This window comes from Pseudomonas sp. NFACC24-1 (genome assembly GCF_900115235.1).
Classification (GTDB): Bacteria; Pseudomonadota; Gammaproteobacteria; order Pseudomonadales; family Pseudomonadaceae; genus Aquipseudomonas; species Aquipseudomonas fluorescens_AA.
This window is the reverse complement of record NZ_FOVS01000023.1, coordinates 46,809-72,033: the sequence shown is the minus strand read 5'-3', so window position 1 is coordinate 72,033 and position 25,225 is coordinate 46,809. Positions and strand designations below refer to the sequence as shown.

The following is a 25,225-nucleotide window of genomic DNA, read 5'->3' as shown; positions in this document are numbered from 1 at the left end:
CGCTCCCACAATGACTCCATGTACAACTTGAACTCGATATTCCCAGGGCGCATCTTTATGACTTGTCGCAAAAACAAGAATAAGGAACCGTCATGTTCGATATCAGCCAGTACCCCCACGCCGATGCCGTCCGCCGGGCTGCGCAACTGAGTCAGGACGAGTACAAGCGGCTCTACAAAGAATCCATCGAACACCCCAGCGCCTTCTGGGCCGAGCAAGCCACACGCTTTCTCGACTGGATGACGCCCTGGCAGACCGTCCAGCGCTATGACCTCAAGAATGGCGACGCGACCTGGTTCGCCGGCGGCAAGCTGAACGTCAGCGCCAATTGCATCGACCGTCACCTGGACACCCGTGGCGAACAGGTCGCGATCATCTGGGAAGGCGACGACCCCGCCGAATCGGCGCAAATCACCTACAAGAAACTGCACAACCATGTGTGCCGCCTGGCCAACGTGCTGAAAAGCCGCGGCGTGAAGAAAGGCGACCGGGTCTGCATCTACATGCCGATGATCCCCGAGGCCGCCTACGCCATGCTCGCCTGCACCCGCATCGGCGCGGTGCATTCGGTGGTGTTCGGCGGTTTCTCGCCGGACTCCCTGCGCGACCGGATTCTCGATGCCGATTGCCGCACCGTGATCACGGCTGACGAAGGCGTACGTGGCGGGCGCTTCATACCGCTCAAGCGCAACGTCGACAAGGCCCTGGAAAGCTGCCCGAACGTCAGCACCGTGCTGGTGGTCGAGCGCACCCAGGGCGAGGTGGGCTGGGTTGAAGGCCGGGACCTCTGGTATCACCGGGCCATGCACGACATGAGCGACGACTGTCCACCCGAACCGATGGACGCCGAAGACCCGCTGTTCATCCTCTACACCTCAGGCAGTACCGGCAAACCCAAGGGCGTGTTGCACACCACGGGCGGCTACCTGCTGCAAGCGGCGATGACGTTCAAGTACGTGCTGGACTACCGCGACAACGAAGTGTTCTGGTGCACCGCCGACGTCGGTTGGGTCACCGGCCATAGCTACATCGTCTACGGCCCGCTGGCCAACGGCGCCACCACGCTGATCTTCGAGGGCGTGCCGAGCCACCCCAGCAGTTCGCGCTTCTGGCAGGTGATCGACAAGCATCGGGTCAACATCTTCTACACCGCACCGACCGCCCTGCGCGCGTTGATGCGCGAAGGGACCGGACCGTTGCAGGAAACGTCCCGCAAAAGCCTGCGATTGCTCGGCAGCGTCGGTGAGCCGATCAACCCGGAGGCGTGGGAATGGTATTTCAACGTGGTAGGCGAACAGCGCTGCCCGATTGTCGATACCTGGTGGCAAACCGAAACCGGCGGCATCATGCTCAGCCCGTTGGTCAGCGCCCCACGGCTCAAACCGGGCTGCGCCACCCGGCCGATGTTCGGTGTACAACCGGTCTTGCTGGATGAGGTGGGCAAGGAAATCAGCGGCGCCGGCAGCGGTGTACTGGCGATCAAATCCAGTTGGCCTGGGCAGATTCGCAGTGTCTATGGCGACCACCAACGCATGGTGGACACGTACTTCAAGCCCTACCCCGGCTATTACTTCACCGGCGACGGCGCGCGCCGAGACGAAGACGGCGATTACTGGATCACCGGGCGCATCGACGACGTGATCAACGTCTCCGGGCATCGCATCGGCACCGCCGAGGTGGAAAGCGCCCTGGTGCTGCACGACAACATTGCCGAAGCCGCCGTTGTCGGCTATCCCCACGACCTCAAGGGCCAGGGTATCTATGCCTTTGTCACGCCGATGAACGGTGTGGAGGCCAATGACGAGCTGAAGAAGGAATTGCTGGCCCACGTCAGCAAGGAAATCGGCAGCTTCGCCAAGCCGGAACTGATCCAGTGGGCGCCAGCGCTGCCCAAGACCCGTTCGGGCAAGATCATGCGGCGCATCCTGCGCAAGATCGCCTGCAACGAACTCGACAGCCTCGGCGACACCTCGACCCTGGCCGATCCGAGCGTGGTGGAGGGGCTGATCGACAAGCGTCTGAATCGCTGAGCCAGACGACTTGGTTCCTCAGGGGCACCGTTCCTCTGTGACAAGAGCCTTTATCTGTGGCAAGGGGATTTGTCTGTGGCGAGGGGATTTATCTGTGGCGAGGGGATTTATCCCCGTTGGGCTGCGCAGCAGCCCCCCCCTACAACAAGCAAGGTCTGGCTGACACTCCGAGTAGCCAGATCTTGGGGCTGCTGCGCAGCCCAGCGGGGATAAATCCCCTCGCCACAGGTCGGTGCCGGGTTTGCATAACTGCTAAACTCCCGCGCCTCATTTCTCTAAGGCGCGCCCGGCATGTCTTCCTTGAATCAGGCGCTGCGCGCCGCCCTCGACCAGCGTCAGGAGCTGCTCGGCCAACTGCACCCGCAAGGCACCGACTGCTATCGCCTGTTCCACGGCAGCCAGGAAGGCGCGCCCGGCCTGACCGTCGACCGCTACGGCCCGCAACTGCTGGTGCAGAGCTTCCATCAGTCGCTGGAGCGGGACGACCTGCTGCAACTGCACGGCCTCGTCAACGAACGGCTGGGCCTGGAAACCCTGTTGGTCTACAACGACCGCGCCCGGGGCAATTCGCGCGTCGACCGCCAGGACACGGTCTATCAGGCTGACGAAGCCGCCCTGCAAGACCTGGTCGGGCATGAGTGGGGCTTGAATTATCGCGTTCGCGGCCGCCATGCCGGGCAGGATCCACTGCTGTTTCTCGACCTGCGCAACGCCCGGGGCTGGGTCAAGGCACACAGCCGCGGCAAAAGCGTGTTGAACCTGTTCGCCTATACCTGCGGCGTCGGCCTGAGCGCAGCGGCCGGTGGCGCGCGGGAAGTGTGCAACCTGGATTTCGCCGAAGGCAACCTGGCGGTGGGTCGCGAAAATGGCCTGCTCAACCCCGACTTGCCGCCGATGGCGTTCGTGCAGTCGGATTACTTCCCGGCGATTCGCCAACTGGCCGGCCTGCCCATCAGCCAGCGCCGTGGGCAAAAACTGCCCAGCTACGTGCGCCTGGAACAACGCCAGTACGACCTGGTGCTGCTCGATCCACCGGCCTGGGCCAAAAGTGCGTTCGGCACCGTCGACCTGTTGCGCGACTACCAAAGCCTGCTGAAGCCGGCATTGCTCACCACCGCCGAAAACGGCGTACTGATCTGCTGCAACAACCTGGCAAAAGTGTCCATGGACGACTGGCGCGACCAGGTGTTGCGTTGCGCGGAAAAAGCCGGTCGCCCGGTGCGCGAGTGGAGCGTGCTGACGCCCGGCAGCGATTTCCCCTCCCTGGACCAGCAACCGCCGCTCAAGACCCTGGTCCTCCAGCTCTAAGCCAGGCTCAGAATTCTCACGCAAAAAACGGACAAATCTGTTAAATCACAGTGGCTTCGGAACCGTAAACGCATGCCATACTCCAAGGCACTCCGAATTCACACTAGATGAAGCCGCACATGCCCAAAGGATTGATTCGCGCTTTCGGCGCCCTGTTGACCGCACTGGCCCTCTACAGCCTGTTGGGTTTTCTGATTTTGCCAGGCATCGCCTTGCGTATCGCCAACCAGCAATTGGCCGCCCATGCGACAGTGCCGGCGCAGATCCAGCGTGTGGAACTCAATCCCTTCAGCCTTGAGGTGACCCTCTGGGGCCTGAATATCGGCGAGCCAGGCAAGGAGCAGGTCGGCTTCGAACGGCTGTACGCCAATTTGCAACTCGACAGCTTGTGGTCCGGCGCCCTGCACCTGGTCGACATCGAGATGGACAAACCCAAGACCGAAGTGGTGTTCGCCAAGGACGGTCAGCTGAACCTGCTGGGCCTGTTCAAGCTGCCGGCCAGCGAACCGACGCCCGCCGATCCCGAGGCCAAGCCGTTTCCCCTACGGGTCGATCGAATCAAGTTGACCGGCGGCTACGTGCATTTCCAGGACCTGCGTCCCAGTGAGCCCATCGAGTTTCTCTACGACACCCTCGATTTCGAGCTGAAGAATCTCAGCACCCTGCCCGACGACAATGCCGACATGACCCTGGTGGCCGCCGGCCCCGAAGGCGGGCAGATCGACTGGACCGGTAATTTCAGCCTCACACCGATTGCCTCCCAAGGTACGCTCAAAGTCACTGGCGGCCAGATGAAAGCCTGGTGGCCCTATGTGCGCGACGCCGTACCGCTGGTGCTGGAAAACGGTGTCTTGAACCTCAGTACCGACTACAAGCTCAACCTGGCCAAGGGCACCGAACTGCTGCTCAACAACGTCGCGGTCAGCGTCGCGCCCTTTGCCATCAAGGCCCCCGATGGCCGCCCACTGGTGAAACTCGAACGCCTGGACGTGAGCGAAACCACGGTGGACCTGGCCAAGCAGCAAGTGGTGGTCGGCAAGATCCGCAGCCAGAAGCTGGAAACCTGGGCCGCTCGCGAGGCGGACGGGCAACTGGACTGGCAGAAGCTCTTCGCCAGCCAACCAGCCAAACCGCAGGTCAAGGCGGAACCGGCATCCGCCCCGGCGGCGGCCGACTCGCCAAAACCTGAACCGACACCGCCCGGCAAACCGTGGCAAGTGATGTTGAAGGACGTGCAACTGCGCGATTACCAGGTGCACCTGGCCGATCGCCAGGCGCAGCCCGCCGTGGCCCTGGAGGTCGGCCCGCTGAACCTCGACCTGCAGAACTACGACACCCTCAACGGCTCGCCCTTTACCCTCAAGCTGGACACCGGGCTGGGCAAGCAGGGCAAGATCCTGGCCGATGGCGAGGTCAACCTGAACCCGATCAGCACCAGGCTCAAGGTCAAGACCCAGGACATCGACCTGCGCGTCGCCCAGTCCTACATCAACCCGTTCATTCGCCTGGAGCTGCGCTCCGGGATGCTCGGCAGCGACCTGGCGGTCGACCTCAAGAGCACCGAGCCGCTGGCATTCGCCGTCACCGGCCGCGCCCAGGTCGAGCAGTTGCACACCCTCGACACCCTCAAGACCCGCGACTTCCTCAAGTGGCAGCGTCTGGTGCTCGAAGGCCTCAATTATCAGCACGGCGACAGCCTGTCCATCGACAAGGTCAACCTGTTCCAGCCTTACGCGCGCTTCATGATCAACGACGACCGCACCACCAACGTCGATGACCTGCTGATCCCGCAACCGGCCGACAGCGGTACAAAGAGCACCGCGGCAAAACCGAAGTCCCAGGAAAAACCGCTGGGCATCCACATCGGCGGCATCGCCATCAACGACGGTTCGGCCAACTTCGCCGACTTCAGCCTGACGCCCAATTTCGCCACGGCCATCCAACAGCTCAATGGCCAGATCGGCACCATCGACAGCCGCCAGGCCCAACCGGCCAGCGTGGACGTCAAGGGCAAGGTCGACCGTTACGCGCCGGTCACCATCAAAGGGGCGGTAAACCCCTTCGATCCGATGGCCAGCCTCGACATCGCCACCAGTTTCAAACGGGTCGAGCTGACGACCCTGACGCCCTACTCCGGTAAATTCGCCGGCTACCGCATCCGCAAGGGCCGGCTCAATCTCGACCTGCATTACCGAATCACCAAGGGCCAGCTCCAGGCGGAGAACAAGGTGGTGGTCGAACAATTGCAGTTGGGGGAAAAAGTCGACAGCCCGGACGCCGTGAGCCTGCCGCTGAAGCTGGCCGTCGCCTTGCTCAAGGACTCCGAGGGCAGGATTTCCATCGAACTGCCAGTCAGCGGCAACCTCAACGACCCGCAGTTCAGTGTCATGCCGATCGTCTGGCAGACCCTGCGCAACCTGGTGGTCCGCGCGGCCCAGGCGCCATTCAAGCTCATCGGCGGGCTGGTGGCCGGGGGCGGCTCGGAAGACCTGGGCAGCGTGGCGTTTGCACCGGGCTCCAGCGACCTGAGCAAGGACAACGAAAGCACGCTGCTCAAACTCTCCGAAGCCCTGGGCAAACGACCGGAGCTGCGCCTGGAGATCGAAGGCACCGCCGCCGAAAGCAGCGACGGTCCATTGCTCGCCGCCCAGCGCCTGGAACGCGAATACCAGTACAACTACTACAAGATGCTGCAACGTCGGGGCGACAAAGTACCGGCCCAGGCCTCGCTGATACAGGTGCCCGAGGATGAAAAGCCCCCTCTGCTCGAAGGCATCTACCGCACGCGCCTCAAGACTCAGCCACCTGCCGAATGGGCGCAACTGGATAAAAAGGCGCGCATCGAGAAACTGCGCGAAAGCGTGATCAAGTTCTGGAGCGGCAGCGACGTGCTGTTGCGTCAACTGGGGCAGGAACGGGCCAGCAGCATCAAGGACTTCCTGGTGGACAAAGGCCAATTGGCCGACGACCGCGTGTATTTCATCGACGCCAGCCTCGGCCAGGCCGAAAGCGATGGCCGGGTGATTACCCCGATGCATCTGGATGCCGAATAAGATGAAAACCTGGTACGGGCTCAGCCTGGGTATATTGCTCATCGCCGGCCAGGCCTCGGCTGCTGACACGCTGCGCTGCGGCAGCCAGTTGATCAGCGTCGGTGACCGCTCCAGCGAAGTGCTGCAAAAGTGCGGACAGCCTGTGGCGCGGGATGACCTGGGCTATAAACGCAGTGTCAATCGCCGGGAAGAATACCCGGTGGAGGAATGGACCTACGGGCCCAACAGCGGCATGTATCAGTACCTGCGCTTCGAGGGGAATCGGCTGGTGCAGATTACCAGCAAGCGGGGGCGCTGAATGTGCCGCCGCCATCGCGAGCAAGCTCGCTCCCACATTTGACCGCATTCCTTCTGGCAGAACTCGATCCCTGTGGAACAGGCTTGATCACTTTCTTCTGAAAGAACTTGGTCCCTGTGGAACAGCTTGATCACTTTTTCTGAAGGAACTCGATCCTTGTGGGAGCGAGCTTGCTCGCGATAAGGGCAACTCGATTTCCCCGGCCGGACCGCACATTTTTTCTCCCCAGAATAGAACAGGCCCCCGACACGAATGCCGGGGGCCTGTAATGGCCACGTCCCTGTGGCCTTCGCATGAACTCCAAAGCAGCGGCAAGCGTATGACTCAGCCCGCTTGCCGCGCCCTCTCCCAGTCCAGGCGAGAAGTCTTGGCCTTACTCGGCTTTCAGGCCGTCAGCCGATACGGCCTTGACGCCTTTGATTTTCTTGGCAATTGCCATGGCGGTTTCCTTCTGCTGTTCGGTCACGGCAACAGTGGAAGACAGGGACACAACGCCTTTGTTGGTTTCGACTTTGATGTCAGTACCTGGAATGCCTTTTTCGGTGACCAGGTCAGCTTTGACCTTGGTGGTGATCCAGGTATCGGAGGTGGCTTCCTTGGCCTCTGTCACTTCGCCTGCGGCCAGCATCATAGGAGCCTGAGTTGCTTGAGTGGTCTCGGCGAATGCGCTAGCCATGGTCAGGGTCAGTGCGGTAGCAGCGGCGGCAGTGATAGCGAACTTCTTCATACGAGTAACTCCTGTTTTTCTCAGAAACTGCCGGAGTTGCATCCCGGCAGGGTTATCAGGAGTAGTGCGAAGGCTGTGCCACTTTTGAAACATTCATAAAACCCTTAAAAATCAGCATGTTAAGCGGAGCGACAAATTTCACATTCATGCAAAATGCATGACCTGGCGACTTTCTACATGCAAGTTGCGGGTTTCGCTCAGCTGCTAAGCACCTGAATTGCCGAACATTTCCAACGCGCATAAAAAAGCCCCGGTGTTTAAGCGGGGCCGAGTCAACCGGGATGGGGTTATGGATTCGCAGCGCCGGTACAGCCAGTCGGCAAGAACTCCTGGGCAGCAGTAGAAGCACAGGTCCAGACACCTGCAGCCGAACGCGAGAGTGTAATCGTCCTCCCCTGGACGAGAGCAGGCGAATTCAGGAGAGCACAAGCAATCGTGCCCGCTCCGGCCGCCGCCGTGCCTGTAATGGTGATTGTGCAGTTACTGGTAGGTGAGGTGATGCCCATGTTGGCGATCGTAGGGTCAACCCCTCGATTCATATTGTCCTCGTACGGTACCTTGAAGGCCGTGATTTCGGCCAACCCGGCCGTGGCCTTCGCCCGCGCCTGATACCTGGAATATTGCGGCAACGCAAAGGTCGCCAGAATGCCGATGATCGCCACGACAATCAGCAGCTCGATCAGCGTAAAGCCCTTTTGCTTACTCATAGACATCTCCCATGCATGAGTCGAAATCTCATGACCTGAAATGGCCGTTGCAGGGCACATGCCAACCCTGAAGCGCCATCAATAAAGGGGTTGCCCCCCCACAACGGCGACGTCCTACCTCAACAACCGCACTATCTGACGTTTTTTGTCACCCAGGCTCGCTGGTTTGGCGTCGATGCTTGACTAGGCTATAAGTCATGAACTGTCCGCCGCCGGAATCCCCATGAATGACATCGCCCTCAGCGGCCTGACCAAGCAATTGGTACTGGCTGAACTGCTCACCGAGCAAAGTGCGCAGCAGGCGTACCAACAGGCCCAGCGCAGTCGTATGCCCCTGGTCAGTTATCTGGTGCAAAACAAACTGGTGCAGAGCCAGCGGGTTGCCGAAATTGCCTCGGAGCATTTCGGCGTCGCCCTGCTGGACCTCAACAGCCTGGACAAGGACACCCAGCCCACCGGGCTGGTCAGCGAAAAACTGGTGCGCCAGCATCACGCCCTGCCGCTGTGGCGACGAGGCAACAAGTTGTTCGTGGGCATCTCCGACCCCACCAATCACCAAGCCATCAATGACATTCAATTCAGTACCGGCCTGACCACCGAAGCCATCCTGGTGGAGGACGACAAGCTCAGCGATGCCATCGAAAAATTCTTCGAGTCCAGTAGCACGGGCCTGGAAGGCATGGGCGATGTCGACCTGGACGGTCTGGACATCGAATCGATCGACGATTCCAAGCAGGACGCCATCGGCAGCCAGGACACCGACGACGCGCCCGTGGTGCGTTTCGTCAACAAGATGCTGCTGGACGCGATCAAGGGCGGCTCTTCCGATCTGCACTTCGAGCCTTACGAAAAAATCTACCGGGTGCGGGTGCGCACCGACGGCATGCTACGGGAAGTGGCCCGGCCGCCGATCCAACTGGCGACCCGTATCGCCGCCCGCCTGAAAGTCATGGCCAGCCTCGATATTTCCGAACGGCGCAAACCCCAGGACGGCCGGCTGAAAATGCGCCTGTCGAAAACCAAGTCCATCGACTTCCGGGTCAACACCCTGCCGACGCTCTGGGGCGAAAAAGTGGTGATCCGGATCCTCGACCCCTCCAGTGCGCAAATGGGCATCGATGCCCTGGGCTACGAGCCGGATCAGAAAGACCTGTACATGGCCGCCCTCAAGCAACCGCAAGGGCTGATCCTGGTCACCGGCCCGACCGGCTCGGGCAAGACCGTGTCGCTGTACACCGGGCTGAATATCCTCAACACCGTGGACATCAATATTTCCACCGCCGAAGACCCGGTGGAGATCAACATGGAAGGCATCAACCAGGTCAACGTGAACCCGCGCCAAGGGCTGGACTTCGCCCAGGCCCTGCGCTCGTTCCTGCGCCAGGACCCGGACGTGATCATGGTCGGCGAGATCCGTGACCTGGAAACCGCCGAAATCGCCATCAAGGCCGCCCAGACCGGGCACCTGGTGCTCTCCACATTGCACACCAACAGCGCCGCCGAGACCCTGATTCGCTTGCAGAACATGGGCATTCCGGGGTTCAACATCGCCACCGCCGTGCACCTGATCATCGCCCAACGGCTGGCGCGCAAGCTCTGCGCCCACTGCAAGAAAGCCATCGAGATTCCCGAGGAAACCCTGCTCAAGGAAGGTTTCCCCCGGGAACGCATCGGCACATTCACGATCTATGAGCCGGTCGGTTGCCAACAATGCAGCCACGGTTACAAAGGGCGCGTAGGGGTTTACGAAGTGGTCAAGAACACCCCCGAGCTGCAGCGGTTGATCATGGCCGAGGGCAACTCGCTGGAAATCGATCTGCAAATGCGCAAGGACGGCTTCAATGACCTGCGCACATCGGGACTGCTCAAAGTGATGCAGGGCGTCACCAGCCTCGAGGAAATCAACCGGGTCACCAAGGATTGAGCATGGCGGTCAAGGCAGTAAAAACCGACGTCTATACGTGGGAAGGCAAAGACCGCAAAGGCGCGAAAATGACCGGCGAGCTGACGGGACAGAGCCCGGCCCTGGTCAAGGCACAGCTGCGCAAACAAGGCATCAACCCGGAGAAGGTGCGCAAGAAATCCACCTCGATATTCAGCAAGGGCAAGCGCATCAAGCCGCTGGATGTCGCCCTCTTCACCCGCCAGATGGCAACGATGCTCAAGGCTGGCGTGCCGCTGTTGCAGGCGTTCGACATCATCGGCGAAGGCTTCGACAACGCCAACATGCGCAAGCTGGTGGACCAGGTTAAGCAGGAAGTCGCCGCCGGCAACAGCTTCGCCGCCTCGCTGCGCAAATGCCCGCAGTATTTCGACGACTTGTACTGCAACCTGGTGGACGCTGGCGAACAGGCCGGTGCGTTGGACACCCTGCTGGACCGGGTCGCGACCTACAAGGAAAAGAGCGAAGCGCTCAAGGCCAAGATCAAGAAAGCCATGACCTACCCGACGGCGGTGATACTCGTCGCTGCGGTGGTCACCGGCATCCTGCTGGTCAAGGTGGTGCCGCAGTTCGAATCGGTCTTCTCCGGGTTCGGGGCGCAGCTGCCGGCGTTCACGGTGATGGTCATCGGCCTGTCGGAACTCATGCAGCAATGGTGGTGGATGCTGCTTGGCGGTTTGGTGGGAACCTTTTTCGGGGTGAAATATGCCCTCAAGCGTTCCCAGGCGTTTCGTGACTGGCGAGACAAGTGGCTGCTCAAGCTCCCCTTGATCGGCACCTTGATGTACAAGTCCGCGGTGGCGCGCTTTGCCCGCACGCTCTCGACCACGTTCGCCGCCGGCGTGCCGCTGGTCGAAGCCCTCGATTCAGTATCGGGCGCCACCGGCAACGTGGTGTTCAAGCGCGCCGTGCAGCGCATCCGCCAGGACGTCTCCACCGGCATGCAGTTGAATTTTTCCATGCGCGCGTCAGGGATCTTTCCGAACCTGGCCATCCAGATGACCGCCATCGGCGAGGAATCCGGCGCGCTGGACGACATGCTCGACAAAGTGGCGAGTTTTTATGAGGCCGAAGTGGACAATCTGGTGGACAACCTCACCAGCCTGATGGAACCCTTCATCATGGTGGTCCTGGGGGTCGTCGTGGGTGGCCTGGTGGTTGCCATGTACCTGCCCATCTTTCAACTCGGCTCTGCGATCTGACATGCCCCTGAGCGAATTTTTCGTGCTGTATCCCGTGGCTTTCGTGCTCGTTGCGGCATTGCTCGGCCTGATCGTCGGCAGCTTCCTCAACGTGCTGGTGTGGCGCCTGCCGAAGATGCTCAACCGCGAATGGCGCCTGCAAGCCCACGACCTGCTGGGCCTGCCGGCCGAGACCCCGGGCCCGGTCTACAACCTCATGCTGCCCCATTCCCAATGCCCGCACTGTGGCCATCGCATCCGCGCCTGGGAGAACGTTCCGCTGTTGAGCTACCTGATGCTGCGCGGCCGCTGTTCGAGCTGCGCCGCGCCCATCGGCAAGCGTTATCCCTTGACCGAAGTGGCCTGCGGCGCGCTGTCGGCGTTCGTCGCCTGGCATTTCGGCTTTGGCTGGCACGCCGCGATGGTGATGGTGTTGACCTGGGGCCTGCTGGCCATGAGCCTGATCGACGCCGAGCATCAACTGCTGCCCGATACCTTGGTGTTGCCATTGTTGTGGCTGGGCTTGATCGTCAACAGCTTCGGGCTGTTCGTTTCCCTGGACCAGGCGATGTGGGGCGCGGTGGCCGGCTACCTGGCGCTGTGGTCGGTGTTCTGGGTGTTCAAGCTGATCACCGGCAAGGAAGGCATGGGCTACGGGGATTTCAAGCTGCTGGCGATGCTGGGCGCCTGGGGCGGCTGGCAGGTCCTGCCGCTGACGTTGCTGTTGTCGTCGCTGGTGGGCGCCGTTATCGGTGTCATTGTACTGCGCTTGCGTGATGCGCCCGGGTCGACACAGATTCCTTTCGGACCTTATCTGGCCATTGCCGGCTGGATTGCCTTGCTCTGGGGTGGTCAAATAACCGACTTCTATTGGCAGTCTGTCGGTTTCTAATGAATACCCCTCTGGAAAAACCCTGGATTCTCGGCCTGACCGGTGGCATTGGCAGCGGCAAAAGCGCGGCGGCCCAGCATTTCATCGATCTGGGTGTGCACGTCATCGACGCCGATCATGCGGCACGCTGGGTGGTCGAACCCGGGCGCCCGGCGCTGGCGAAAATCGCCGAGCACTTCGGCCCTGGCGTATTGCAGTCCGACGGCACCCTGGACCGGGCGGCGCTGCGCAAGCTGATTTTCGAACATGCCGATGAACGCCGCTGGCTCGAAGCGCTGCTGCATCCGCTGATCGCCGAGGAAATCGCCCATCACCTGGCTCAGGCACAATCGCCCTACGCGATCCTGGTGTCGCCGCTGCTGATCGAGTCAGGTCAGTACGCCATGACCCAGCGTATCCTGGTGATCGATGCGCCGGAACAACTGCAGATCGAACGTACGCTGCAGCGCGACCAGACCAGCGAACAGCAGGTCCAGGCGATCCTCAACGCCCAGTCCAGCCGCCAGGATCGCCTGAGCCATGCCGACGACGTGGTGGTCAATGATCGCGACCTCGCCTGGCTGCACAGCGAGGTCGAGCGCCTGCATCACTTTTACCTTACTTTGCGTGGAGGCCACTCATGAGCCAAACCCCAACCGTTGATTGCCCAACCTGTGGCGCCCCTGTGGAATGGAGCCCGCAGAGCACATTCCGGCCGTTCTGTTCCGATCGCTGCAAACTGATCGACCTCGGCGCCTGGGCGTCGGAAGAACATAAGATCCCGGTCAGCCCCGACGCCGAGGATGAGCTGTTCAGCGAAGATTTCGAGCCCCGGCATTAAGGCAGTGTCGCTCACTCAGGAAAGGTCTGAGTCATTGTGGCGAGGGGATTTATCCCCGCTGGGCTGCACAGCAGCCCCAAAAAGCTGAATGCAGTGAATCTGAAACACCACAGTGTCAGGTTTCAGGGCTGCTACGCAGCCCAGCGGGGATAAATCCCCTCGCCACAGAGTCATCGTTTTCTTGGGTGTACGGCATTCGCCATTAAGGCCGCATGAAACCGTAGTCCTGTTCGTCGTCGAGGTTTTCCGCCAGGAAACTCAACTCGTCGGCCAGGTCTTCAGCGCTGCGCACTGTCTTGCTCTGCTGCACGATCGCACTGAGCAAGGCACGCAGGCTCAAGCCCGGGTCGAAACCGATCTCCATGGCGGCATCGTGGCTACGCCTGATCTCTTGCCTGGCCCACTCATAAACACTCATGGTTGTACTCCTGGAAGTTTTCCAGAGCATGCAGGGCGTGCGCAGGGGCAGCCTTGACGTGAATCAAGGCTTGTCATCATCGTTCCACGGTGCCGACAGGTAGCGCGTGCGGTTGAAGGTCTCCAGCCATTCGGGGCTGAACACCACCAACGCACTGATCACCATGCCGTTGATGAAAGCTTCGGGAAAAATGATCAACCAGAGGTAGCCGATGAAGTCCTCCAGCCAGTAAGGCATGGCGAATACACCGTCGTACCACAGCAGACCAAGCCCCAGCAGCAGGCACGCCAACGCCGAAAGCGCGGCGGCGAGAAACCCCGAACAGAAGATGTACACGAACAGATTGCGCGGTTGGGCGCGCTCCACCAGGATCGCGCAACATTCGGTGATCATTACCGGCAGCAGGATCAGCAGCACGCCGTTGACCCCGACCGCCGCCATGTCCTGACGCCCCAGCAGCACCAGCGCAAGCTGCGCGCACAGGCCACCCAGGATCGCCAACGGCCAGTCCAGCAGCAGCGTCACGGCGGTCATGCCGATAAAGTGATACGAGACGCCCGTATCGAAATCCCGTCGCACCAGCCACAGCATGAACAGCGCCAGCACCGTGCCGAACAGCAGATGCTGGCGACGGTTGTCCGTGAACAGCTCGACCCACGGTGCCCGCGCCACAGCCCAGGCCAACACCGGCACATAAACCAGCCAACCGACCGCCAGGGTTTGCGGTGATAGCAGTTCAGCACCGATCATGGACTACTCCTTTCGCTTGCCCTTGTCTCAAACAGGGGTTACTTCAAACCAGCAGTCTACACCCCCACCCATAACGTCCATTAATCCACGCAATGCTTTCAGCTTGTCGCAATTGAACGCTAAGCTTGGGCTCATGGATGATTCCGATTATTTACGCCTGCTGACCATCGCGGCCGAGCAAGCCAACGCCTTTCTCTCCAATGCCCGCAAATGGGAGCGTGAGCGTTGGGTCTGCCAGCGTCTGCTGCAAGGGCTGAACGTGCCTTATCGCGCCGACGAGTTCGCCCCGGCCGGCGAACCACCGGACGTATTGTTTCGCGATGCCAATTTCGAGGTGTTTTTCGTGCTCGACGAGGGCCGCCGCCTCAATGACGAATGGCGCGATGAACTGCAACGTCGCCGCAGCGCCTTTTCCCTGAGCCAGCTGGTGCGTCGCGAGGCCAAGCCCCGGCGAATCCCGGCCAATGAATTCCTGATGCGCCTGGCCCCGACCCTGCGCAAGAAAGCCCACAACTACACCGAACGCGGCATGGACCTGGGCGACCTGGACATCATCGCCTTCGCCAGCCTCAAGCGCGAAGTGTTGGACCTCAACAGTCACTTTCCACCGCCGACCGAATACCTGCGCCAGGGCTGGCGCTCGCTGTCGCTGGTGGGGCCGACGTTTGCCCGGGTGCTGTTCGCCCACCCCGACGCACCGGACTTTTTGCGAGGCAACCTGGGGCGCAGCATCGTGTTCGATGTCGGGATCAGCCTGTGAGCCCATTACAGGAACTGATCGCCGCCGTGCCGCAGCAGGGCCGCGTACGCTGGATTGGCGTGCGCCCCCAGGGGCACGCGCCGATGATCGAACTGGACGCCGTGGAGGCCCGCCTCGAAGCCGGACTGACCGGCGATCATGCCCGCCCCGGTGTGCGCAATGCGCGACAAGTAACGCTGATCCAATGGGAGCACCTGGCCGTGATCGGCTCACTGATGGGCCGCCCCGAGGACCAGCCAGTGCTGCCACAGGAGTTGCGCCGCAATATTGTGGTCAGCGGCATCAATCTGTTCAGCCTCAAGGGCCGGCGCTTTCGCATCGGCCAAGCCATCTTTGAAAGCACCGGCTGGTGCCAGCCCTGTGCCCGATTGGAGCGAAACCTCGGCGAAGGCACATTCCAGGCCGTACGCGGCCATGGCGGAATCACCGCCCGGGTGTTAAAAAGTGGAATCATTCGCCTGGACGACAGCCTGAGCGTCGAGCCTGTGCCGGCGAGCGGCTACGCTGCTTTCAATGCCGGCTAGCCGGACGCTGTAACGTCTTCACCTTTCGCAACGTCTACCTGACGAGGCCTTTATGACCAGCCGCCTGAACCCAGATGACCAGAAGCATGTCGAAGAGTACCTGCAACTGTCCCAGCACCGAGTCGAGCGCCGGCCTTTCCGGCCGTGGATGCTCCTGGTGGTGGTACTGGCCATCACGATTGGCCTGGGCCTGTTGAGCCGACTGATCAGTTACCTGACGCTATGAGCCGCTTGGCGCTCGCTCGGGTAACGGCACCGAATTCCTTTAGCCTTGCGAGATATCCCCATGACTCATCGTATTGTCATCGTTGGCGGCGGCGCCGGCGGTCTGGAGTTGGCTACCCGTCTGGGTAAGACTCTGGGCAAGCGTGGCACGGCCAGTGTGATGCTGGTCGACGCGAACCTGACCCACATCTGGAAACCCCTGCTGCATGAAGTGGCTGCCGGTTCCCTGAACTCTTCCGAAGACGAACTCAACTACGTCGCCCAGGCAAAATGGAACCATTTCGAGTTCCAGCTTGGGCGCATGAGTGGCCTGGACCGGGAGCGCAAGAGAATCCAGCTGGCCGCCACCTATGACGAGGCGGGCGTCGAGCTGTTGCCGGCTCGGGAATTGGGCTACGACAGCCTGGTGATTGCCGTCGGCAGCACCACCAATGACTTCGGTACCGAAGGCGCGGCGCAGCACTGCCTGTTCCTCGACACCCGCAAGCAGGCCGAGCGCTTCCATCAGCAATTGCTCCACCACTATCTGCGTGCCCACGCTGGACAGACCGATGTTGTCGAGCGCATCAGCGTCGCCATCGTCGGCGCCGGCGCGACCGGTGTCGAACTGGCGGCCGAGCTGCATAATGCCGCTCACGAACTGCACGCCTATGGCCTGGACCGGATCAAACCGGAGAACATGCACATCACCCTGATCGAGGCCGGTCCACGGGTCTTGCCAGCGCTGCCGGAGCGTATCGGCGCACCGGTGCACAAGACCCTGGAGAAACTCGGGGTCAACGTCATGACCAACGCCTCCGTCAGCCAGGTGACCGCCGACAGCCTGATTACCGCGGATGGCCAAGTGATCGACGCGAGCCTGAAAGTCTGGGCCGCCGGGATTCGCGCCCCGGACTTCCTCAAGGACATCGACGGACTGGAGACCAACCGGATCAACCAGCTGCACGTGCTGCCGACGCTACAGACCACCCGCGACGAGAACATCTTCGCCTTCGGCGATTGCGCCGCCTGCCCGCAACCCGGCAGTGATCGCAATGTTCCGCCCCGCGCCCAGGCCGCGCATCAGCAGGCCTCGCTGCTGGCCAAATCCCTGAAGCTGCGGATCGAAGGCAAGGCCCTGCCCGACTACAAATACACCGACTACGGCTCGCTGATTTCGCTGTCACGGTTCTCGGCGGTGGGCAACCTGATGGGCAACCTGACCGGCAGCGTAATGCTCGAAGGCTGGCTGGCGCGGATGTTCTATATCTCGTTATACCGCATGCACCAGATGGCGCTGTACGGGATGTTCCGCACGGCCATGCTGATGCTGGGCAGCAAGATCGGGCGTGGGACCGAGCCACGGCTGAAGTTGCACTGAGACCTTACTGACGATCGTTCCCACGCTCTGCGTGGGAATGCAGCCCGGGACGCTCCGCGTCCTTTGTGACGCAGAGCGTCACTGGATTCACTCCCACGCAGAGCGTGGGAGCGATCATCCCTTCAATAATCAAACCTGAAACCGCTGCACCATCGTGCGCAGAGAATTCGCCAGTTGCGACAACTCATGGCTGGAGGCACTGGTCTGGCCCGCGCCGGAGGCCGAGCGCACCGACAAATCACGAATGTTCACCAGGTTGCGATCCACTTCGCGGGCCACTTGCGCCTGTTCTTCGGCGGCGCTGGCGATGACCAGGTTGCGTTCGTGGATTTCACTGACCGAGGTCGTGATGGTCTGCAGCGCATCCCCTGCCCGCTCCGCCATGGCGAGGGTGCTGGCGGCGCGACTGGAACTGGCCTGCATGGAATCGAGTGCCTGGGTGGCACCGCTGCGCATGCCCTGGACCATTTGCTCGATCTCCTGGGTCGATTGCTGCGTGCGATAAGCCAGCGCCCGGACTTCGTCCGCCACCACCGCAAACCCACGCCCGCTCTCACCCGCCCGGGCCGCTTCAATGGCGGCGTTGAGGGCCAGCAGGTTGGTCTGCTCGGCGATGGCGCGGATCACGTCCAGCACCTTGCCGATATCCTGCGATTGGTTGGCCAACGATTGCACCAGCCCCCCCGTCACCTGCACATCGCTGGCAAGGGCACCGATGGCATCGACTGTGTCGCTGACCCGCTGCTGCCCCAGGGACGCCGATTCACTGGACTGACGCGTGGCATCGGAGGTGGAAACCGCATTGCGCGCGACCTCTTCCACGGCCGTGGTCATTTCAGTGACCGCCGTGGCAGCTTGTTCAATTTCGTTATTCTGTTGTTGCAGGCTGTGGGTACTGTCGAGCGTGACGGCGTTCAGCTCATCAGCGGCGGTGGCCAGCTGTGCAGCCGAGCCGCTGATGCCCTGCAGGGTTTCCCGCAGGTTCTGCTGCATGGTCGCCAGCGCCTTGAGCAAACGGCTCACTTCGTCGTTGCCATGGGTCTCGATGGGTCGGGTCAGGTCGCCTCGGGCCACGTTCTCAGCGGCATTCAGCGCCTCGCCCAAGGGTTTGACGATGCTGCGGGTGAGCAGCATCGCCAGAACGACCGTGGCCAGGGCCGCGAGCACCACGAACAGACTGACGATCATCCGGGAATTGGCGTAGTGCTCCTGGGATTTCTGGCTTTCGATGGACACCTGCTTGGAGAACAACTCCGCCAGATCGTTGAGCTGTTTACCGGAACCATCCACCACGGTCTTCATGTCCACCAGCAACAGCTTGATCAGCTCGTCCCGGCGCCCCTGCTCCGCCAGGGTGAAGGATTGGGCGATGCCCGTGCGGTAAGCGGCGAAGGTCTGCTTGAACTGGTCATAGAGGGCCTTGCCTTCAGGCGTGACGACGAGTTTTTCGTAGGCAGCGATTTTTTCGCCCAGTTCTTTGTCACGGGTGTCCATTTGTCCGCGGTACACCGGGATATTCTTCGGGTCTTGGTCCAGGGCCATACGCAGGGAAATCGTGCGGATGCGCAGCATCCACTCACGAATTTCATCACCTCCACGGATGCTGGGCAGCCATTGGGTTTCCACGGCGACTTCACTGTCACGGATACTCGACATCTGCCCCAACGCAAACACCCCGAGCAACGCCACCAGCACGGCAATCAAGGCAAAACCCAACGCGGCACGCGGGGCGATATTCAACTGACGAAGAACCATAAAGGCTGCCTTTTTTATTGTTGGCCTGAGGTGGGGCCACGCCCCTGTCGCTGGGTTATCGGCAGGTCGTACGATGACTTAAGTCAGTCCACTTTATTGCAGGCAAAAAAAATCCCCGTATCTTTCGATACGAGGATTTTCAATATGGTCGGGGTAAGGGGATTCGAACTCCTGACATCCTGCTCCCAAAGCAGGCGCGCTACCGGACTGCGCTATACCCCGGTAAAAAAAAGGCGACCTTCGCAAGTCGCCTTCTCGATCAGCGCTTTTGGCCTCTGATCTTAAGATTCGATTCCAGCGAACTGGTTTCAAAAATGGTGGGTCGTGTGGGATTCGAACCTACGACCAATTGGTTAAAAGCCAACTGCTCTACCAACTGAGCTAACGACCCAAATATGGTCGGGGTAAGGGGATTCGAACTCCTGACATCCTGCTCCCAAAGCAGGCGCGCTACCGGACTGCGCTATACCCCGATTGAAATGGCTCCGTGACCAGGACTCGAACCTGGGACCCAATGATTAACAGTCATTTGCTCTACCGACTGAGCTATCACGGAACTGATATTTCAAGCTACAACGTTGAAGCTAGCTTCAACCTCTTCTACCCTTACGCATCGCTGCGTTCGTGTGTCTGAGGCGCGCTATTCTACAATCTTAAAAACCTCTGTCAACCCCTTAAATTGCTTTCAAGACAATGATTTGCAACTTATTTTGGATTCCTTCCCAGTGGGAAGTCGTCCTTGGGGTGACGTACTGCGGGGCGCACTTTACAAGCCTTTTCCTTTGAGTTCAACGGCCTGATGAAAAAAATGGCCTTGCAAGGCAAGGCCATTTCCATCGTCGGCAAAGCCGGCCTTCAACTGAAGACTATTTCGTCGTTCTCCACCGTACCGGTCACGGTTTCGCCCGGCATGAAGCGACCGGACAGAATCAGCTGCGCCAGCGGGTTTTCGATCCAGCGCTGGATCGCTCGTTTGAGCGGTCGCGCGCCATAGACCGGGTCGTAACCTACCGCGATCAACTTGTCCAACGCCTCGTCGCTCAACTGCAGCTTGAGCTCGCGCTCGGTGAGACGGCTGCGCAGACGACCCAATTGGATCTCGGTAATGCCGGCAATCTGATCCCGAGCCAACGGCTCGAAGATCACCACTTCGTCGACCCGGTTGATGAATTCCGGGCGGAAGTGGGTCGAGATCGCGTCCATCACCGCCGCGCGCTGCGCCTCACGGTCGCCCACCAACTCCTGGATCTGCGTCGAGCCCAGGTTGGAGGTCATCACGATCACCGTGTTGCGGAAGTCCACCGTACGTCCGTGGCTGTCGGTCAGGCGACCATCCTCCAGCACCTGCAGCAGGATATTGAACACATCCGGGTGCGCCTTCTCGACCTCATCGAGCAGGATCACCGAGTACGGCTTGCGACGCACAGCCTCGGTCAGGTAACCGCCCTCTTCGTAGCCGACATAACCCGGTGGCGCACCGATCAGCCGTGCCACGGAATGCTTCTCCATGAACTCGGACATGTCGATGCGCACCATGGCCTCTTCCGTGTCGAAGAGGAACTCGGCCAGCGCCTTGCACAGCTCGGTTTTACCGACGCCGGTCGGGCCGAGGAACATGAACGAGCCACTTGGACGATTAGGGTCCGACAACCCGGCGCGGGACCGGCGCACAGCGTTGGAGACCGCCACTACCGCTTCTTCCTGGCCAATCACGCGCTGGTGCAACAGGCTTTCCATCTTCAGCAGCTTGTCGCGCTCGCCTTCGAGCATTTTCGAGACCGGGATGCCGGTCCACTTGGACACCACTTCGGCGATTTCTTCCTCGGTGACCTTGCTGCGCAGCAACTGGTTTTCGCTCTTGCCGTGCTGGTCGACCATCTGCAGGCTGCGCTCCAGGTCCGGAATCACCCCGTACTGCAGCTCGGCCATGCGGTTGAGGTCGCCTTTGCGGCGAGCCGCTTCCAGTTCCTGGCGGGACTGTTCGATCTTTTGCTGGATCTGCGCCGAGCCCTGGACCTCGGCTTTCTCCGAGTTCCAGATTTCCTCGAGATCGGAATACTCACGCTCGTGACGAACGATTTCCTCCTGCAACCTTTCCAGACGTTTCTTCGCCGCTTCGTCGCTTTCTTTCTTCAGTGCCTGGGATTCGACCTTGAGCTGGATCAGGCGCCGCTCCAACCGATCCAGCACTTCGGGCTTGGAGTCGATTTCCATGCGGATGCGGCTGGCCGCCTCGTCGATCAGGTCGATGGCCTTGTCCGGCAATTGACGGTCGGTGATGTAGCGGTGGCTGAGCTTGGCCGCGGCAATGATCGCGCCGTCGGTGATCGCCACCTTGTGGTGAACTTCGTAGCGTTCTTTAAGGCCGCGCAGGATGGCGATGGTGTCCTCCTCGCTCGGTTCCTCCACCAGCACTTTCTGGAAGCGCCGCTCCAGCGCCGCATCCTTCTCTATGTATTGGCGGTACTCGTTGAGCGTGGTCGCGCCGACGCAGTGCAACTCGCCCCGGGCCAACGCAGGCTTGAGCATGTTGCCGGCGTCCATCGAACCCTCGCCCTTGCCCGCACCGACCATGGTGTGCAGTTCGTCGATGAACAGGATGATCTGCCCTTCCTGCTTGGACAGTTCATTGAGCAAAGCCTTGAGCCGTTCTTCGAACTCGCCACGGTACTTGGCACCGGCGATCAAGGCCCCCATGTCCAGGGACAACAGGCGCTTGCCCTTGAGGCCGTCCGGCACTTCGCCGTTGATGATGCGCTGGGCCAGGCCCTCGGCGATGGCGGTTTTACCCACGCCAGGCTCACCGATCAGCACCGGGTTGTTCTTGGTGCGGCGTTGCAGCACCTGGATCGTGCGACGGATTTCATCGTCGCGACCGATCACCGGGTCGAGCTTGCCTTCCTCGGCGCGCTTGGTCAGGTCGACGGTGTATTTGTCCAGCGCCTGCCGGGATTCCTCGTGGTTGGCGTCGTTGACCGCTTCGCCGCCACGCAGGTTGTTGATGGCATTTTCCAGGGCTTTCTTGCTCACCCCTTGGCCGAGCAGCAACTTGCCGAGCTTGCTGTTCTCGTCCATGGCGGCGAGCAACACCAGTTCACTGGAAATGAACTGGTCGCCCTTCTGCTGGGCCAGACGGTCGGCTTGGTTGAGCAGTCGCGCCAGATCCTGGGACATGTTCACGTCACCGGTCGGATTCTGGATCTTGGGTAACTGGTCGAGCTCCTTGGCCAGTTCTTTGCGCAGGCTGTTGACGTCAAAGCCGACCTGCATCAACAGGGGCTTGATGGAGCCGCCCTGCTGTTCGAGCATGGCCTGCATCAAATGCGCCGGTTCGATGCCGGGATGGTCCAGGCCGACGGCCAGGGACTGGGCATCGGACAGGGCCAATTGTAGTTTGCTGGTTAAACGATCAATACGCATGGGTCACCTTCCTTTTGAGCAGGCCGGACCTAAACACATCCTGAATGAAGAAACCTGCCAGATACCCTTATAGATGTGGTCGATTCTGGAAGTTTCAAGCAGCGCAGCCTTGATGCAGATCAGGAAAGTCTAGCGTTCGATCCAGATCAGCGAGGCAAAGCGACCGGTGCGCGGGTTGCGCCGGTAGGAAAAGAAACGAGGGTCGTTCACGGTGCAGAGGCCACCACCGTACACCGCGGTGACACCGCGCGCCGCCAGCCGCAAGCGGGCCAACTGATAGATGTCGGCGAGGAACTTGCCGGCATTGGGGCTCGCGGCAAAGGCTTTTACCGCTTCAGGCAGTTGCGCGATGAAGGCTTCACGCACTTCCGGCCCGACTTCGAACGCTTGCGGCCCGATGGCCGGGCCGAGCCAGGCCAGGACTTCATTCGCGGGCACGGCAAGGCTGTCGAGGGTGGCTTCCAGCACACCGTTCGCCAGCCCACGCCAACCGGCATGGGCCGCCGCGACGCGGGTGCCGGCACGGTTGCAGAACAACACCGGCAGGCAATCGGCGGTCATCGCCGTGCAAGCGATACCCGGCGTGGCGGTCCAACTGGCATCGGCGGTCGCCACCTGGGTCGGGTCAGCCTCGACCACGGCAATGCCGTGGACCTGCTGAAGCCAGGCCGGGGTGATGACGAATTGATCGGTGAGACGACGGCGGTTTTCAGCGACGGCCCTAGGGTCGTCGCCCACATGGTCGCCCAGGTTGAGGCTGTCGAACGGCGCCAGGCTGACGCCGCCCTCGCGGGTGGTGACGCAGGCCTTGACCCGGGCCGGCGCGGGCCAGTCGGGTGTCAGCCAGTCAGTCATCCGACGAACGCCTCGCGGTCCTGCTTGAGCAACGTCAGCAGCCAGACGAAATCATCCGGCAACGGTGACTCCCAGCTCATGCGCTTGCCGGTCGTCGGATGATCAAGTTCCAGGAAACGCGCGTGCAGCGCCTGACGCGGGAAATTCTTCAGCGATTCGACCATGGTCTGGCTGGCGGCTGGCGGAATGCGGAAACGACCGCCATAAGCCGGGTCGCCCACCAAGGGGAAGTTGATGTGGGCCATGTGCACACGGATCTGGTGGGTACGGCCGGTTTCCAGCTTGACCCGTACGTGCGTGTGGGAACGGAAACGCTCCAGCACACGATAGTGGCTGACCGCCTGCTTGCCACCTTCCATCACCGCCATGCGCTGGCGCTGCTGGCCGTGACGACCGATCGGGGCGTTGATCTTGCCACCGGCGGTGACGACCCCGATCACGATGCATTCATAGATGCGGCTGACACTGCGGCTTTGCAGCTGTGTGACCAGCTGTGTCTGCGCCTGGATGGTCTTGGCCACCACCATCAGGCCGGTGGTGTCCTTGTCCAGGCGATGGACGATGCCGGCACGGGGCACATTGACGATGTCCGGTACGTGGTGCAGCAAGGCGTTGAGCAGCGTGCCGTCGGCATGACCGGCCGCCGGGTGCACCACCAGGCCCGCAGGCTTGTTGATCACCAGGATGTCATCGTCTTCATAGACGATGTCCAGGGCGATGTCCTGGGCGACCCATTCTCCCTGGGCCTCCTGCTCGGCAGTCAGTTCGAGGATGGCGCCGCCATGGACGATGTCGCGCGGACGAATCACCGCCCCATCCACAGTCAGGCGGCCGTCCTTGATCCAGGCGGAAAGGCGCGAGCGAGAGTGCTCGGCAAAGAGTTGTGCGGCGACTTGATCGAGGCGTTGGCCGCCCAATTCGGACGGCACCTCTGCGCGAAGTTCTATTTTATCGGACATGCTCGGACTGGGCGTCGGCACAGCCTTTGGTTTCGGCTGCGCGCTTGTGGTTAAATACGGCGTCTTTTGCCCCGAGGCTTTCAACGGGGCGCTCATCATAACAGGACGGCCCCGCCCAAGACAGCGGCCGTCATAGGGACGCAAGCCGCCATGCAAGTGAAACACCTGCTGCTGATCGCCATCCTCGCATTGACTGCTGCTTGCTCGTCGAAGGAAGTCGTAGACGAAAACCTGAGCGAAGTCGAACTGTACCAACAGGCGCAGAACGACCTGGATAACAACAGCTATACCAGCGCCACCGCCAAGCTGAAGGCGCTGGAGTCGCGGTATCCGTTCGGGCGCTACGCCGATCAGGCCCAATTGGAGCTGATCTACGCCAACTACAAGAACGCCGAGCCGGAAGCCGCCAAATCCGCCGCCGAGCGTTTCATTCGTCTGCACCCGCAGCACCCGAACGTCGATTACGCCTATTACCTCAAGGGCCTGACCTCCTTCGACCAGGACGTCGGCCTGCTGGCGCGCTTCCTGCCGCTGGACATGACCAAGCGTGACCCGGGCGCCGCGCGCGACTCCTACAACGAGTTCGCCCAGCTGACCAGCCGCTTCCCCAACAGCCGCTACTCGCCGGACGCCAAGCAGCGCATGATCTACCTGCGCAACCTGCTGGCCTCCTACGAAATCCACGTGGCCGACTACTACCTGACCCGTCAGGCCTACGTCGCCGCCGCCAACCGTGGCCGCTACGTGGTGGAAAACTTCCAGGAAACCCCTTCGGTGGGTGATGGCCTGGCGGTGATGACCGAAGCCTACCAGCGCCTGCACCTGGACGACCTGGCGGCCACCAGCCTGGAAACCCTCAAGCTGAACTACCCGGATCACCCGTCGCTGGTCGATGGCCAGTTCACCCCACGGGTCGACGAAGCGGACAACCGTTCGTGGCTGAGCAAGGCGACCCTGGGCCTGATCGAGTCCCGTCCACCGCTGCCGCCGGGCGAAACCCGCGCCAACCAGGACGTACAGCGTCAGTTCCAGGATGCCAAGGAAGCCATTCCGAACGAACTCAAGCCCAAGGATGAAAATGGCGACGTGATCGAAGAAGAAGAGCCTGAGAAGGAGTCCAGCGACCGTTCCTGGTTCAGCTACATGACCTTCGGCATGTTCGACTGAGGCCAAGGCATCGGTAAAAAGGGAGACCCAGCGGTCTCCCTTTTTTGTGCCTGGCTTTTATTGCGCTGTGCGCC

The 25,225-nt window shown here is 61.2% G+C and carries 22 protein-coding genes and 4 tRNA genes; 14 read left to right on the top strand and 12 right to left on the bottom strand.

Annotated elements, in window-relative coordinates; genetic code table 11:
* The first annotated feature begins 92 nt into the window (after positions 1–92).
* The 4 genes from acs to BM317_RS20530 all read left to right on the top strand — a co-directional run bounded on the left by acs (position 93) and on the right by BM317_RS20530 (position 6,689).
* Positions 93–2,030: an acetate--CoA ligase gene (acs, locus tag BM317_RS20545; RefSeq protein WP_092475979.1), complete on the top strand. Its 1,938-nt coding sequence runs from the start codon at positions 93–95 to the stop codon at positions 2,028–2,030.
* Positions 2,031–2,321: 291 nt separating this feature from the next.
* Entirely contained in the window at positions 2,322–3,338 is a 1,017-nt protein-coding gene (locus tag BM317_RS20540; protein ID WP_092475976.1) for a class I SAM-dependent rRNA methyltransferase, read from the top strand.
* A 119-nt stretch (positions 3,339–3,457) separates the two neighbouring features.
* A complete protein-coding gene (locus BM317_RS20535; protein WP_170866270.1) occupies positions 3,458–6,391 on the top strand; it encodes a DUF748 domain-containing protein in 2,934 nt (977 codons plus the stop codon).
* Between the two features lies 1 nt (position 6,392).
* Positions 6,393–6,689 carry a DUF2845 domain-containing protein gene (locus tag BM317_RS20530; RefSeq protein WP_092172380.1) on the top strand — a complete coding sequence of 99 codons (297 nt, stop codon included), beginning with the start codon at positions 6,393–6,395 and terminating at the stop codon, positions 6,687–6,689.
* 373 nt (positions 6,690–7,062) lie between these two features.
* Here the strand turns inward: BM317_RS20530 and BM317_RS20525 are convergent, their stop codons facing one another.
* Together BM317_RS20525 and BM317_RS20520 are read right to left on the bottom strand one after the other, a co-directional pair.
* Positions 7,063–7,416, bottom strand: a complete 354-nt coding sequence (locus tag BM317_RS20525) for a BON domain-containing protein (RefSeq protein WP_092172383.1) — start codon at positions 7,414–7,416, stop codon at positions 7,063–7,065.
* A 287-nt stretch (positions 7,417–7,703) separates the two neighbouring features.
* Positions 7,704–8,123, bottom strand: a complete 420-nt coding sequence (locus BM317_RS20520) for a pilin (RefSeq protein WP_092172386.1) — start codon at positions 8,121–8,123, stop codon at positions 7,704–7,706.
* Positions 8,124–8,346: 223 nt separating this feature from the next.
* On the opposite strand from BM317_RS20520, the gene pilB reads away from it, so the two are divergent.
* From pilB to yacG, 5 genes are read left to right on the top strand one after another with little or no spacing between them, the layout of a single operon-like run.
* A complete protein-coding gene (gene pilB / locus BM317_RS20515; protein WP_092172389.1) occupies positions 8,347–10,047 on the top strand; it encodes a type IV-A pilus assembly ATPase PilB in 1,701 nt (566 codons plus the stop codon).
* Positions 10,048–10,049: 2 nt separating this feature from the next.
* Entirely contained in the window at positions 10,050–11,267 is a 1,218-nt protein-coding gene (locus tag BM317_RS20510) for a type II secretion system F family protein (RefSeq protein ID WP_092475969.1), read from the top strand.
* A 1-nt stretch (position 11,268) separates the two neighbouring features.
* On the top strand, positions 11,269–12,138 hold the full coding sequence (locus BM317_RS20505) for a prepilin peptidase (protein ID WP_092172395.1): 870 nt from the start codon (positions 11,269–11,271) through the stop codon (positions 12,136–12,138).
* Complete coding sequence (coaE, locus tag BM317_RS20500; protein ID WP_092475966.1) at positions 12,138–12,761, top strand: dephospho-CoA kinase; 624 nt, start codon at positions 12,138–12,140, stop codon at positions 12,759–12,761. The genes BM317_RS20505 and coaE overlap by 1 nt, the downstream gene beginning before the upstream one ends.
* Positions 12,758–12,958 carry a DNA gyrase inhibitor YacG gene (gene yacG / locus BM317_RS20495; protein ID WP_046065035.1) on the top strand — a complete coding sequence of 67 codons (201 nt, stop codon included), beginning with the start codon at positions 12,758–12,760 and terminating at the stop codon, positions 12,956–12,958. The genes coaE and yacG overlap by 4 nt, the downstream gene beginning before the upstream one ends.
* A gap of 202 nt (positions 12,959–13,160) precedes the next feature.
* Here yacG and BM317_RS20490 read toward each other — a convergent pair whose 3' ends face one another.
* Both BM317_RS20490 and BM317_RS20485 read right to left on the bottom strand, forming a co-directional pair.
* The gene (locus tag BM317_RS20490; protein WP_053125334.1) at positions 13,161–13,376 is read right to left on the bottom strand and encodes a hypothetical protein; all 216 of its coding nucleotides are present in this window, start codon (positions 13,374–13,376) and stop codon (positions 13,161–13,163) included.
* 63 nt (positions 13,377–13,439) lie between these two features.
* Positions 13,440–14,126 (bottom strand): energy-coupling factor ABC transporter permease, encoded by a 687-nt coding sequence (locus BM317_RS20485; RefSeq protein WP_092172401.1) that lies wholly within the window; start codon positions 14,124–14,126, stop codon positions 13,440–13,442.
* A 133-nt stretch (positions 14,127–14,259) separates the two neighbouring features.
* Between BM317_RS20485 and BM317_RS20480 the strand changes: the two genes are divergently transcribed.
* From BM317_RS20480 to BM317_RS20465, 4 genes are read left to right on the top strand one after another with little or no spacing between them, the layout of a single operon-like run.
* The gene (locus tag BM317_RS20480; protein WP_025215531.1) at positions 14,260–14,886 is read left to right on the top strand and encodes a DUF1780 domain-containing protein; all 627 of its coding nucleotides are present in this window, start codon (positions 14,260–14,262) and stop codon (positions 14,884–14,886) included.
* On the top strand, positions 14,883–15,410 hold the full coding sequence (locus BM317_RS20475; protein ID WP_092172404.1) for an MOSC domain-containing protein: 528 nt from the start codon (positions 14,883–14,885) through the stop codon (positions 15,408–15,410). The genes BM317_RS20480 and BM317_RS20475 overlap by 4 nt, the downstream gene beginning before the upstream one ends.
* 52 nt (positions 15,411–15,462) lie before the next feature.
* The gene (locus BM317_RS20470) at positions 15,463–15,636 is read left to right on the top strand and encodes a DUF3094 family protein (protein ID WP_039593877.1); all 174 of its coding nucleotides are present in this window, start codon (positions 15,463–15,465) and stop codon (positions 15,634–15,636) included.
* Positions 15,637–15,696: 60 nt separating this feature from the next.
* Positions 15,697–16,995 (top strand): NAD(P)/FAD-dependent oxidoreductase, encoded by a 1,299-nt coding sequence (locus tag BM317_RS20465; protein WP_092475963.1) that lies wholly within the window; start codon positions 15,697–15,699, stop codon positions 16,993–16,995.
* Between the two features lie 129 nt (positions 16,996–17,124).
* Here the strand turns inward: BM317_RS20465 and BM317_RS20460 are convergent, their stop codons facing one another.
* The 8 genes from BM317_RS20460 to rluD all read right to left on the bottom strand — a co-directional run bounded on the left by BM317_RS20460 (position 17,125) and on the right by rluD (position 23,984).
* Complete coding sequence (locus BM317_RS20460; RefSeq protein WP_092475960.1) at positions 17,125–18,750, bottom strand: methyl-accepting chemotaxis protein; 1,626 nt, start codon at positions 18,748–18,750, stop codon at positions 17,125–17,127.
* A 145-nt stretch (positions 18,751–18,895) separates the two neighbouring features.
* Positions 18,896–18,972: transfer RNA gene (locus BM317_RS20455), tRNA-Pro, on the bottom strand.
* Positions 18,973–19,065: 93 nt separating this feature from the next.
* A tRNA-Lys gene (locus BM317_RS20450) sits at positions 19,066–19,141 on the bottom strand.
* 5 nt (positions 19,142–19,146) lie between these two features.
* A tRNA-Pro gene (locus BM317_RS20445) sits at positions 19,147–19,223 on the bottom strand.
* A gap of 7 nt (positions 19,224–19,230) precedes the next feature.
* Positions 19,231–19,306, bottom strand: a tRNA-Asn gene (locus BM317_RS20440).
* Between the two features lie 299 nt (positions 19,307–19,605).
* Positions 19,606–22,170: an ATP-dependent chaperone ClpB gene (gene clpB, locus BM317_RS20435; RefSeq protein ID WP_092475957.1), complete on the bottom strand. Its 2,565-nt coding sequence runs from the start codon at positions 22,168–22,170 to the stop codon at positions 19,606–19,608.
* 129 nt (positions 22,171–22,299) lie between these two features.
* The gene (pgeF, locus tag BM317_RS20430; RefSeq protein WP_092475954.1) at positions 22,300–23,025 is read right to left on the bottom strand and encodes a peptidoglycan editing factor PgeF; all 726 of its coding nucleotides are present in this window, start codon (positions 23,023–23,025) and stop codon (positions 22,300–22,302) included.
* The gene (rluD, locus tag BM317_RS20425) at positions 23,022–23,984 is read right to left on the bottom strand and encodes a 23S rRNA pseudouridine(1911/1915/1917) synthase RluD (RefSeq protein ID WP_060740571.1); all 963 of its coding nucleotides are present in this window, start codon (positions 23,982–23,984) and stop codon (positions 23,022–23,024) included. The genes pgeF and rluD overlap by 4 nt, the downstream gene beginning before the upstream one ends.
* 150 nt (positions 23,985–24,134) lie before the next feature.
* On the opposite strand from rluD, the gene BM317_RS20420 reads away from it, so the two are divergent.
* A complete protein-coding gene (locus tag BM317_RS20420; protein ID WP_092172419.1) occupies positions 24,135–25,151 on the top strand; it encodes an outer membrane protein assembly factor BamD in 1,017 nt (338 codons plus the stop codon).
* The last annotated feature ends 74 nt before the right edge of the window (positions 25,152–25,225 follow it).